Source organism: Saccharothrix sp. NBAS 001, from assembly GCF_056640475.1.
This window is the reverse complement of sequence record NZ_CM153251.1, coordinates 1,917,937-1,931,012: the sequence shown is the minus strand read 5'-3', so window position 1 is coordinate 1,931,012 and position 13,076 is coordinate 1,917,937. Positions and strand designations below refer to the sequence as shown.

Annotated in this window: 2 protein-coding genes; both read right to left on the bottom strand. The window is 78.4% G+C overall.

Translation table 11 applies throughout. The annotated features are described in order from the left end of the window. Window positions 1–13: 13 nt before the first annotated feature. Window positions 14–4,819 carry a type I polyketide synthase gene (locus AC0HI0_RS08405; protein WP_480934269.1) on the bottom strand — a complete coding sequence of 1,602 codons (4,806 nt, stop codon included), beginning with the start codon at window positions 4,817–4,819 and terminating at the stop codon, window positions 14–16. Next, window positions 4,816–13,011, bottom strand: coding sequence for a type I polyketide synthase (locus tag AC0HI0_RS08400; protein ID WP_480931709.1), 8,196 nt, complete (start codon window positions 13,009–13,011; stop codon window positions 4,816–4,818). The genes AC0HI0_RS08405 and AC0HI0_RS08400 overlap by 4 nt, the downstream gene beginning before the upstream one ends. Window positions 13,012–13,076 lie beyond the last annotated feature (65 nt).

Sequence of the window (13,076 nt, the reverse complement as noted above, 5' to 3'; positions counted from 1 at the left end):
CTCGACCGGTCGGTCAGGAGATGCCGAGGGTGGTGCTGATGAAGGCGGCCAGTTCGTCGTCGTCGGCGTGCTCCAGCCCCGCCGCGGAGGTCGGGACCGGGGTGTCCCAGGCCGCGACCAGCTCGCGCAGCCGGGCCGCCGCGCCCGCCCGGGTCGCCGCGTCGGCACCCGCCGCCGCGAGCACCAGGGCGTCCACGGCCGCGCCGACCGACGCCGCCGGCACGGGGGCCAGCTCCGCGTCGAGGTAGCCGGCGACGGCGACCGGCGTCGGGTGGTCGAAGACCAGCGTCGCGGGCAGCCGCAGCCCGGTGCGCGCGCCGAGCCGGGTGCGCAGCTCCAGCGCGGACAGCGAGTCGAACCCCTGGTCCCGGAAGCTGCGTTCGGCCCCGACCGCCGCGAGGTCGCGGCCCTGCACGGCGGCGGTCTCCGCGCGCACCAGCGCGACCAGCCGCGCGGTCCGCTCGGGCGCGCCGAGCCCGGCGAGTTCGCGCGCGAACGAGTCGCCGTCGGGCTCCCGCACCTCGGGCTCGGCACCGGTCAGCTCGGCGATCAGCGGGACCGGGCCGGCCAGCGCCCGCCAGTCGACCTCGGCGACGACCACGTTCGTCTCGCCGGCGTCGAGCACCGGGCCGAGCGCGGTCACCGCCAGCTCGGGCGGCAGCGCGGTGAGCCCGTACCGGGCCAGCACCCGGTCGACCTCGGCGTCCACGATGCCGTCGCCCGCCCACTGGCCCCAGGCGACCGCCGTACCGGGCAGGCCGGAGGCGTGCCGGTGGGCGGCGAGCGCGTCGAGGTAGGCGTTGCCGGGCGCGTAGTTGCCCTGGCCGGCCGTGCCGCGCACGCCCGCCAGCGACGAGAACAGCACGAACGCCGACAGGTCGGTGCCGCGGGTCAGCTCGTCGAGCGCGCGGGCGCCGCCGACCTTGGCCGCCAGGGCGTTGGCGACCCGGTCCGGGGTGAGTTCGGCGAGCAGCGCGTCGTCCAGCACGGCGGCGGTGTGCACGACGGCGTCGAGCGGGTGGGTGGCCGGGATGGCGGCCAGCACGCCGGCCAGCGCGGCCCGGTCGGCCACGTCGGCCGCCACCACGTCCACCTCGGTGCCCAGCGCGCCCAGCCGGGCGACCAGCTCGGCGGCACCGGGCGCGGCCGGTCCGCGCCTGCTGACCAGCAGCAGCCGGGGCGCGCCGCGTTCGGCCAGCCAGGTCGCGACCCGCGCGCCCAGCCCGCCGGTCCCCCCGGTGACCAGGGTGGTGCCGCGCGGTCGCCAGGTGCGGGTGGCCGGTTCGGCGGGCGCGCGGACGATCCGCCGGGCGAAGGCGCCCGCCGCGCGCACGGCCAGTTCGCGCTCGCCGCCGGCGAGCGCGGCGGCCAGCCGGTCCCAGGCGGCGGTGTCCGCGTCGGCTGGCAGGTCGACCAGCCCACCCCAGCGGCCGGGGTGCTCGGCGGCGGCGATCAGCCCGACGCCCCACAGCAGGGCGTGGTCCGGGTCCGCGTCCGCGCCGGGTTCGACCGCGACCGCACCCCTGGTGAGCACCCACAGCGGGGCGTCCACCGGGTCCAGGTCGCGCAGCAGGTCGAGGGTCGCGGTGTGCGCGGCGGGCACGCCGGGGTGGTCGGGGTGGTCGCCCTTGGTGAGCGCCAGCAGCGACAGTACGCCCGACACGCCGCGCGCGTCGGCCACCTCGGTCACCACCCGCACGTCCGCGCCGCGCGCGGTCAACGCGCGTTCGGCCGAGGCCACCCACTGGTGGCCCGCCGGGGGTGCGACCAGCAGCCAGGTGCCGGACAGCCGGCCTGCCGGGTCGGGGGTCGGCCGCCACACGACCCGGTGCCGCCACGCGTCGACCCGCTCGGCGTCGGACCGGTCGGCCAGCCACGTCGACAGCGCGGGCAGCACGGCCGACACCGGTTCGCGCAGGGCGTCGTCGCCGAGTTCGGCGGCCAACCCGGCCGGGTCGCCCGCGCGGACCAGGTCCCAGAACCGGCCGCCGGTCGGCGTCGCGGCCCGCGGGCGGTCCGGCGAGGCGCTGGCGTCGAGCCAGAACCTGGTGCGCTGGAACGGGTAGGTGGGCAGGTCGATCCGCCGGCCGCCGGGGAACACCGCCGCCCAGTCGACGGCGGACCCGCCGACGTGCACCGCGCCCAGCGCCGCCACCGCCGCCGGAGCCTCCGGGCGGTCCCGGCGCAGCGCGGCGACCGCGCGGACCGGCGCGTCCCGCAGGGTGTGCCGGGCCATCGCGGTCAGCACCGCGTCCGGCCCGAGTTCGACCAGGGTGGTCGCGCCGCGTCCGCGCAGGGTCGCCACCGCGTCGCCGAACCGGACCGCTTCCCGCACGTGCCGCACCCAGTAGCCGGGGTCGGCCAGCTCCGCGGCGGTCACCACCGAGCCGGTCAGCGTCGACACGACGGTGATCGCGGGCGCCCGGTAGGTCAGCTGCTCCGCGACCGCGCGGAACTCCGCCAGCACGGGCTCGACCAGCGGCGAGTGGAACGCGTGCGACACCCGCAGCCGCTTGGTCCGCACGCCCTGGCCGCCGAACCGGTCCGCGATCGCGAGCACGGCCGCCGCCTCGCCGGACACCACGACGGACGTCGGGCCGTTGACCGCCGCGACGTCCACGGCGGACAGCCCGGCGAGCCCGGCCCGCACGCGCTCCTCGGTGGCCTCGACGGCGACCATCGCGCCCCCGGCCGGCAACGACCCCATCAGCCGGCCCCGGGCCGCGACCAGCGTGGCGGCGTCGGCGAGCGACCACACGCCCGCGACGTGCGCGGCGGCCAGCTCGCCGATGGAGTGGCCGGTGACGAAGTCCGGCCGCACGCCCCACGACTCGAACAGCCGGTAGAGCGCGACCTCGACCGCGAACAGCCCGGTCTGGGTGTAGACGGTGTCGTCCAACGCCTCCGCCGGCACGCCGTCGGCCCCGAACACGACGTCGGCCACCGGGTGCGGCACCGCGTCGCCCAGCGCCCGGTCCAACTCGGCGGCCACCGCGTCGAACGCCGCCGCGAACACCGGGTACGCCCGGTACAGCTCGCGCCCCATGCCGACGCGCTGCGCGCCCTGCCCCGTGAACAGCAGCGCCAACGCGCCGCCGGCCCGCCCGCTCACCGCGCCGGACCCCGCCGCGCCGGACCCCGCCGCGCCGGGCTCCTGGGCGAGCGACCGCAGCCCGGCGGCCAGCTCCGCCCGGTCGGCCCCGACCACGACGGCCCGTTCCGCCAACGCGGCCCGCGTGGTGGCGAGCGAGAGCCCGAGGTCCGCGAGCGGCACCTCGCCCTCGACCAGCGGGAGCAGCCGGCCCGCCTGGGCCCGCAGCCCGGCCTCGGTGGCGCCCGAGAGCACCAGCGGCACGATCGGCGGCGCGCCGGCCACGACCTGCCCGGCCGGCTCCTGCTCGGCCTGTTCCACGATGATGTGCGCGTTCGTGCCGCTCACCCCGAACGACGACACCGCCGCCCGGCGCGGACGCCCGGTCTCCGGCCACGGCCGGGCGGACTCCAGCAGCCGCACGCCGCTGCCCGCCCAGTCCACGTGCGAGGTCGGCGCGTCGACGTGCAGGGTCTTGGGCAGCACGCCGTGCCGCAGCGCCTCGACCACCTTGATGATCCCGGCGACCCCGGCCGCCGCGAGCGAGTGCCCGATGTTCGACTTCATCGAGCCCAGGTAGAGCGGTTCGTCCGCGCGGTCCGCGCCGTAGGTCGCGATCAGCGCCTGCGCCTCGACCGGGTCGCCGAGCCGGGTGCCGGTGCCGTGCGCCTCGACGGCGTCCACATCGGACGGTGCCAGGCCGGCGGCGGCCAGCGCCGAGCGGATCACCCGCTGCTGCGACCGGCCGTTGGGCGCGGTCAGCTGGGTGCTGCGCCCGTCCTGGTTGACCGCCGAGCCGCGCAGCACGGCCAGCACCGGGTGCCCCTTGGCACGGGCGTCGGACAGGCGTTCCAGCACGAGCACCCCGACGCCCTCGGACCACGCCGTGCCGTCGGCGGACTCCGAGAACGCCTTGCACCGGCCGTCCGGGGCCAGGCCGCGCTGCCGGGAGAACTCCACGAACACCCCCGGCCCGCCGAGCACGGTCGCGCCGCCCGCCACCGCGAGCGAGGTCTCCCCCGACCGCAGCGCCTGGATCGCCAGGTGCACCGCGACCAGCGACGACGAGCACGCCGTGTCCACGGTGACGGCCGGGCCCTCCAGCCCGAACGTGTAGGCGATGCGCCCGGAGGCCACGCTGGTGGTCGTGCCGGTGAGCACGTAGCCGTCGGTGTCGTGCGCGGGCTTGTGGTGCAGGCTCGGGCCGTACTCCTGGGCGATCACGCCGACGAACACGCCGGCGTCGCTGCCGCGCAACGCGTCCGGGTCGATGCCCGCGCGCTCGAACGCCTCCCAGGTGGTCTCCAGCAGCAGCCGCTGCTGCGGGTCGGCGGCGAGCGCCTCGCGCGGCGGGATGCCGAAGAAGTCCGCGTCGAACTCGCCCGCGTCGTAGAGGAACCCGCCGCGCCGGGTGTAGGACTTCCCGCTGGCCGCCGGGTCCGGGTCGTACAGGTCGGGGTCCCAGCCACGGTCGGTCGGCAGCGGACCGGTGCCGTCGCGCTCCTCGGCGAGCAGCCGCCACAGCGCCTCCGGCGAGTCGACCCCGCCGGGCAGCCGGCAGGCCGTGCCGACGACCGCGATCGGCTCGGTGGCGGCGGCCGTCACGTCGGCCAGCCGCTGCCTGGTCTGCCGCAGCACGGCCGTGACCTTGGCCAGGTAGTCGCGCAGCTTCTGCTCGTCGCTCACGGTGGGGCACCTCTCGTTTCGCGCGCCTGGGTAGGTGGTCAGGACAGGCGGAGTTCGGCGTCGATCAGGTCGAAGAGGTCGTCGGTCCCGCCGACGTCCAGGGCCGGCCCGGCGTCGAGCCGGGACAGCAGGCCGCGCAGCCGGTCGACCACCCGGGCGCGCTCGGCGTCGTCGAGCGGACCGTCCAGCCGCTCGGCGAACCGGTCGAGGTCGGCGAGCGCCGGGTGCGGGCCGGTCGCGGGATCCGCCGCCGGGGCGAGCAGGTCGCGCAGGAACGCGGCGACGGCGGCCGGCGTCGGGTGGTCGAACACCAGGGTCGACGGCAGCCGCCGGCCGACCCGGGCCCCGAGCCGTTCGCGCAGCCGCATCGCGCTGAGCGAGTCGAACCCGCCGTCGAGGAAGCCCCGGTCCGGGTCGACCGCGTCGGGCGAGGTGTGGCCGAGCACGGCCGCGCCGGTCGCCCGCACCAGCAGCAGCAGCGTCCGCTCCTGCTCGGCGGGGGTGAGCCCGGTCAGGTCCTCGACGTCCGGCACGGCGACCGGCGCGGCGGGCGTGCGGGCGCGCAGCAGCGGCGACACCACGCGGCCCGGGTCGAGCCTGGCCGTGACCAGCGCGGCGTCGGGGCTGTCCAGCGCGGCGTCCAGCAGGTCGAGCGCGACCTGCTCGGACAGCGGCAGCAGGCCCACCGAGCCGTCCTCGCCCCACGCCGCCGCCGTCGCCGGGAGCCCGGCGGCGGCGCGCGCTTCCGCCAGCGCGTCGAGGAACGCGCCCGTGGCGGCGTGCTCGGCCCGGCCGGGGTCGCCCAGCACGCCGGCGGCCGACGAGTACAGGACGAACGCGGCGAGGTCGGCGTCCCGGGTCAGTTCGTGCAGGTGCCAGGCCGCGGCGGACCCGCCCGAGGTGTGCACGACCGCGGTCAGCGGCCGGGCGAGCCCCGCGAGCACCGCGGCCAGCGCGTCCCGGTCGGCGAGGTCGACGTCCACGACCTCGGCGGTGGCCCCCAGCGCGGCCAGGTCGGCGACCACGTCCGGGTCGGCCCCGGTCAGCAGCAGGTGCCGGACGCCGTGCCGGCGCACCAGGTGCCGGGCCGCCGCCGCACCCCCGCCGGTGACGAGCACGGTGCCCGCCGGGTCGAGCGGGGCGGGCAGGACCACCACCGCCGCGTCGCCTTCCGGGTGTCGCACGTCGCGGACCCGCACGGGCCCGACCTCGCCGCGGGCACCCTCGGCGAAGGTCCACCCGGCGGGCAGGGCGGTGAGCGCCCGCTGGTCGACCACGACGGCCGACGCCGGGCCGGGCACCGGGCCCGTCACCCGCTGCCCCGGCCGCACCCGGTCGACACCGGGACCGACCTCCAGCACCACGCCCGCGCCCCGGGAGTCCGGCCCGACCGCGCGCACCGCCACCCGCACCTCGTCGGGGGCGAGCGGGCCGCCGGGCCGCCCCGGGTCGGGCGGCGCGGCGGAGTCCGCCCGCACCAGGGACGGCACCAGGATCCCGCCGCGCACCGCGAGCTGCGGTTGCCCGGTGGCCAGCGCGGCACCGAGCACGTCGAGCCCGGCGTCCGGCGCGAGGTCGACCACGACCACCCGGTCCGGGTGCCCGGCCTGGGCCGCCCGCGCGACACCCCACACCGCCGCGCCCGCCGGGTCGGTCACCCGGTCGTCCGGGCCGGCGGCCACCGCGCCGCGCGTGAGCAGCACCAGCTTCGCGTCGGCCGACCAGTCCCGGACCAGGTCGAGCGCGGCGGCGGTGAGCGCGCGGGCCCGTTCTACCGGGTCTCCCCCGGCCCGGACCTCGGTCACCGCGAACGCGTGCCCCGGCCCGTGCTCGCCGAGCGGCGCCCACGCGGCGACGCCGTCCGGCTCCGGCGCGGGCACCCAGTCGACCCGGTAGGCGCGCGCCCTGGTGGTGACCGGCCGCAGCACCAGCGATTCGACGGCCAGCACGGGGTTCCCGCCCGGGTCGACGGCGCTCAGCGCGACCGAGTCGGCCCCGGTGGGCGTGATCCGCACGCGCAGGACGTCCGCGCCCTCGGCGTCGCGGACCACGCCGCGCCACGCGACCGGCACCAGCACGCGGTCGTCCGCCAGCGCGATGCCCACGACGGCGTGCAGGGCGGCGTCGAGCGGGTGCGGGCCCTCGGTCGCCCGGACCTCCGCGTACACGTCGTCGCCGTGCCGCCACGCCGCCGTCACGCCCTGGAACGCCGGCCCGTAGTCGTAGCCCCGGTCGGCGAGCGCCGGGTAGAGCCCGGCCACGTCGACCGGTCGCGCGTCCGCCGGCACCCGGAAGCCCTCGACCGGACGGGGCGCGGCGAGCACGCCCTCGGCGTGCCGGACCCAGTCGGCCCCGTCGGCGGAGTGCACCGCGAACGCCCGCGCACCGTCCACTTCGGACTCGACCACGACCCGCACCGGCACCGGTCCGGCCCCGAGGACCAGGGGCTCGTGCACCGCCAGTTCGGCGACGGTGGGCAGGCCGACCCGCGCGCCCGCGTGGGCCACCAGGTCGAGCAGGGTCGAGCCGGGCAGCAGCACCCGCCCGCCCACGACGTGGTCCGCCAGCCACGGGTGCGTCGCGGTCGACAGCCGGCCGGTCAGCACGGTCCCGCCGGCGGGCAGGTCGACGGCCGCGCCGAGCAGCGGGTGCCCGGCCTCGGCGAGCCCGGCGGCGGTCACGTCGGCGGCCGGCGCGTCGAGCCAGTACCGCCGCCGCTGGAACGGGTACGTCGGCAGGTCGACCCGCCGCGCGCCGGGGAACGCCGCCGTCCAGTCGACCGGGGTCCCGGCGACGTGCAGGCCGCCGAGCGCGGCCAGCCACGCGTGCGCGTCCGGTTGCCCCGAGCGCAGGGCCGGGACCGCCGTCGTGGCCTCGATCCCTTCGAGGGTGAGCGCGGTCAGCACGGGGTCGGGCCCGAGTTCGAGGAACGTGCGCGCGCCCGCGTCGTGCAGGGCGCTCACCCCGGCGTGGAACCGGACCGCGCCGCGCAGGTGCGCGACCCAGTAGTCCGGCGTGGTCAGCTCGCCCGGCGCGGCGAGCCGCCCGTGGACGTTGGACACCACCGGAATCGCCGGTTCGCGGTAGGACAGCCCGGCCGCCACCTCGCGGAACGCGTCGAGCACCGGGTCCAGGTGCGCGGAGTGGAAGGCGTGGCCGACCGGCAACCGCTTGGTCCGCCGGCCGCGTTCCCGCCACCGGGCCGCGAGCGCGACGACCGCGTCCGCGTCGCCGGACACCACGACCGAGGTGGGCCCGTTGACGGCGGCGAGGTCGACCCCGCCGCCGAGGTCGGGCGTGATCTCCTGCTCCGCGGCCTGGATCGCGGCCATCGCGCCCACCGCCGTGACGCCCTGCATCAACGCGCCGCGCGCGGCGACCAGCCGGGCCGCGTCGTCCAGCGCCAGCACGCCGGCGACGTGCGCGGCGGCGATCTCGCCGACCGAGTGCCCGATCAGGAAGTCCGGCCGCACCCCGAAAGCCCCGGCCAGCCCGAACAGCGCGACCTCCAGCGCGAACAGCGCGGGCTGGGCGAACTCGGTGCGGTCGAGCAGGGCGGCCTCGGGCGTGCCGGGCTCGGCGAACAGCAGGTCGCGCACCGGCCGCGCGGTGTGCGCGTCGAGCGCGGCGGCGACCTCGTCGAACGCGGCGGCGAACGCCGGGTGGGCCGCGTGGAGCCCGCGCCCGGCGCCGGGCCGCTGGCTGCCCTGGCCGGTGAACAGGAACGCGGTCTTCCCGGTGCGCCCCACCGTCCCGACCAGCGCGCGGTCGTGGTCGCCGGCGGCCAGGGCGTCGAGCCGGGCCGCGAACCCCTCGGCGTCGTCGGCGACCAGGACCGCGCGGTGCTCCAGCCGGGCGCGCGCGGTGGCCAGGGTGAACCCGATGTCGGCCGGATCGCCGGCCGGGTGCGCGCGCAGCCGGGCCGCCTGGTCGCGCAACGCCTCCGCCGAACGCGCGGACAGCACCCACGGGACCGGCCCGGTCGCCGGGACCCGCTCGGGTCGGGCGGGCTCGGCGGGCGGCTCCTCCAGGATGAGGTGCGCGTTGGTGCCGCTGATGCCGAAGGACGACACCGCCGCGCGCCGGGGCCGGTCGACCTCGGGCCACGCGGTCGGCCGGTCCACGACGGTGACCGCGCCCGCCGTCCAGTCCACGTGCTGCGACGGCCGGTCGACGTGCAGCGTCGCGGGCACGACGCCCGCGTGCAGGGCGTGCACCATCTTGATCACGCCGGTCACGCCGGCCGCCGCCTGCGTGTGCCCGAGGTTGGACTTCGAGGACCCCAGCAGCACCGGGTGCCCGGCGCGCTGCCCGTAGGTCGCCAGGACCGCCTGCGCCTCGATCGGGTCGCCGAGCGCGGTCCCGGTGCCGTGCGCCTCCACGACGTCCACATCGGACGGTGCCAGCCCGGCGTCGGCGAGCGCGGCCCGGATGACCCGCTCCTGCGACGGCCCGTTGGGCGCGGTCAGGCCGTTGGACGCGCCGTCCTGGTTGACCGCGCTGCCGCGCACCACGGCGAGCACCCGGTGCCCGTTCGCCCGCGCGTCGGACAGCCGCTCCAGCAGGACCAGGCCGACGCCCTCGGCCCACGCGGTGCCGTCGGCGGCGTCGGCGAAGGGCTTGCACCGGCCGTCCGGCGCGAGCCCGCGCTGCCGGGAGAACTCGGTGAACATGCCCGGCCGCGACATCACCGTCACGCCGCCCGCCAGCGCCAGGTCGCACTCGCCCGCCCGCAGCGCCTTCGCCGCCAGGTGCAGCGCGACCAGCGACGACGAGCACGCGGTGTCCACGGTCAGCGCCGGGCCCTCGAACCCGAACACGTAGGACAGCCGCCCGGACGCGACGCTGGTGAGGCTGCCGGTGAGGTTGTGGCCCTCGAAGCTCTCCGGCGTCTCGTGCAGGCGCGGCCCGTAGTCCTGCGCCATCGCGCCGACGAACACCCCGGTCCGGCTGCCGCGCAGGGCGACCGGGTCGATGCCCGCGCGTTCGACCACCTCCCACGCCGCTTCCAGCAGCAGCCGCTGCTGCGGGTCGGTCACCGCCGCCTCGCGCGGGCCGAGCCCGAAGAACGCACCGTCGAACCGGTCGGCGTCGTGCAGGAACCCGCCCTCGCGGGTGTAGGTGGTGCCGGGCCGCCGCGCCTGCGGGTCGTAGAGGGCGGCCAGGTCCCAGCCCCGGTTGGTCGGGAACGGGCCGATCGCGTCCACGCCCGCCGCGAGCAGGTCCCACAGCGCCTCGGGGGTGTCCGCGCCGCCGGGCCAGCGCCCGCCGGCCGCGACCAGCACCACCGGGTCGTCGTCCACCGGCCGCCGGACGACCTCGGGCGCGGGCGGGCCGGAGCCGTCCAGCAGGCGCGCCACGGCGGCCGGCGTCGGGTGGTCGAAGGTCAGGGTCGAGGGCAGCCCGGCCCCGGTGACGTCGGCCAGCCGGTCCCGGAACTCGACCGCGCCGGCGGAGTCCAACCCGAGGTCGCGGAAGGTCGCCGTCGCGTCGACCGCGTCCGCGCGGGCGTGCCCGAGCACCACCGCCGCCACCGCGAGCACGGTGTCCAGCGCGGACCCGCCGTCCACAGTGGACTCGACGGGGCGCGCGACGACGTGCGGGACCGGGACCTCGACCGTCGTGGTCGGGTCGACCCAGTGGCGGTCGCGCTGGAACGGGTAGGTGGGCAGCGGGATCCGCGCGCCGCGACCGACCGCCGCCCAGTCCACGCCGCCGCCCCGGACGTGCACCCCGGCCAGCGCGGTGAGGAAGCGGGCGCTGTCGCCCTCGTCCCGGCGCAGCGTCCCGACCACGACGACGTCGGCGTCGGGCGCGGTGTCCGCGATCGCGCGCAGCCCCGAGCCGAGCACCGGGTGCGGCGACGATTCGACGAACACCGTGTGCCCGTCGCGGATCGCGGCCGACACCGCGTCCGCGAACTCCACGGTCTGCCGCAGGTTGCGGTACCAGTAGTCGGCGGTCAGCTCGGCGGTGTCGAGCGGGCCGCCGGTCACCGTCGAGTAGAACGTGATGTCCGACGACCTCGGCGCGACGCCGCGCAGCACCTCGGACAGCTCCTCCCGCAACGACTCCACCAGCGGCGAGTGCGACGCGTAGTCCACCGGGACGGTCCGCACGTCGACCCCGTCCGCGCGGTACCCGGCGACGAGTTCGGCCAGCGCCGCGGGCTCGCCGGACACGACGGTCGCGGTCGGCCCGTTCACCGCGGCCACGGCCAGCCGGTCGGCCCACGGCGCCAGCGCCGCCCGGACCCGGGCGGCCGGGTGGGGCACCGAGACCATTCCGCCGGGGGCCGCGCTCGCCGCGATGATCCGGGCCCGCAACGCGACCACGGCCGCCGCGTCGGCCAGCGACAGCGCGCCCGCGACGTGCGCGGCGGCGATCTCGCCCTGGGAGTGCCCGACCACCGCGTCCGGCCGGACGCCGGCCGCGATCCACAGCCGGGCCAGCGACACCATCACGCCGAACAGCGCGGGCTGCACCACGTCGACCCGGTCCAGCGGCAGCCCGTCGCGCAGCAGCGCGGTCAGCGACCAGTCGACGTGCGGGCGCAGGGCCGCGTCGACCTCGGCCACGTGCCCGGCGAAGACCGGCGACCGCGCCAGCAGCCCGGCCGCCATGCCCACCCACTGCGAGCCCTGGCCGGGGAAGACGAACACGGTCCCGCCGACCGGGGTCGCGGTGCCCGTCACCACGGCGGGCGACGGACGTCCCCCGGCCAGGTCGCGCAACGCCTGCGCGAGGGCGGCGGCGTCCGCGCCCACGGCGACCGCGCGGCGGGCGAAGGCGGTCCGCGTGGTCGCGGCGGAGCGCGCGAGGTCGGCGGGGTCGGCGTGGGCGAGCACGTCGGCGAAACGCGCGGCCTGCGCCCGCAGCGCGGCCTCCGTCCTGCCCGACACCGGCACGGCGATCGCGCCGGCCAGGGGGTTCGCGGGGTCGTCGGCCGGTTCGGCGCGCGCCGGGGCCTCGGTGAGCACGAGGTGCGCGTTGGTGCCGCCCATGCCCCACGCGCTGACGCCGGCGACCAGCGGGCGCTCGGGGTGCGGCCACGGGCCGGTCCCGGTGGCCACCCGCAGCGTCGCGAAGTCGATCGCCGGGTTGGGGGTGGTGTGGTTCAGGCTCGCCGGGATCCGCCGCTCCCGGATGGCCAGCACCGCCTTGATCAGCCCGACCACGCCCGCCGCGCCCTCCAGGTGCCCGACGTTCGTCTTCGCCGACCCGACCAGCAGGGGCTCCGCCCGGTCGCCGAAGGCCGCGCCGAGCGCGGCGGCCTCGATCGGGTCGCCGACCTTCGTGCCGGTGCCGTGCAACTCGACGTACTGGACGTCGGCGGGTGCGACCCCGGCGGCGGCGAGCGCGGCCCGGACCACGTCGCGCTGGGCGTCGGCGGAGGGCACCGTCAGGCCCGCCGTCGCGCCGTCGTTGTTGACCGCGCCGCCGAGGATCACCGCGTGCACGGGGTCGCCGGCGGCCAGCGCGGCGGCCAGCGGCTTGAGGACGACGACCCCGCCGCCCTCGCCGCGCACGTACCCGTTGGCGCGCGCGTCGAACGTGTAGCAGGTCCCGTCCGGCGACAGGCCGCCGAACTCCTGCGCGGCGGCCGTGCTGTCCGGCACGAGGTTGAGGTTGACGCCGCCCGCGATGGCCACCCCGGTCTCGCCGCGCCGCAGGCTCTCGCACGCCAGGTGCACCGCGACCAGCGCCGAGGACTGGGCGGAGTCGACGGTGAGGCTCGGGCCGCGCAGACCGAGCACGTAGGACACCCGGTTCGCGATGACACCCCGGTTGAGCCCCGGCAGGGTGTGCCGGGTCGGGCCGCCGTGCCGGGCGGCCAGGGCGGCGTAGTCGCCGCCGATCGCCCCGACGAACACGCCGGCCGCCGTGCCCGCCAGCGACCCGGGGACGATCCCGGCGTCCTCCAGGGCCTCCCAGGCCAGCTCCAGCACCAGCCGCTGCTGCGGGTCGGCCGCCGCCGCCTCGGCCGGTCCGATGCCGAAGAACCCGGCGTCGAACCCGGCCACGTCGTCCAGCGCGCCGCCGAGCCGGGGTCCGCCGCCCGGCGCGGTGCCCCACCGGTCGGCGGGCGTCGGCCCGATCGCGCCGGCCGCGCCGGCCAGCAGGCGCCAGAACCCGGCCGGGTCGGCGGCACCGGGCAGCCGGCAGGCCAGCCCCACCACGGCGACCGCTCCGGGGTGCCCCTGGGCGTGCGGCCGGCGGTCGTCGGTGGTCATCGCGTGCTCAACGCTCCTTCACCCGGGGAGTCGGACAGGCGATTCGCGCCCGAGTCCACCTTGCG

Coding starts and splice junctions, on each gene's coding strand:
- AC0HI0_RS08400 (WP_480931709.1), bottom strand. CDS start 13,011: ATGACCACCGACGACCGCCGGCCGCACGCCCAGGGGCACCCCGGAGCG.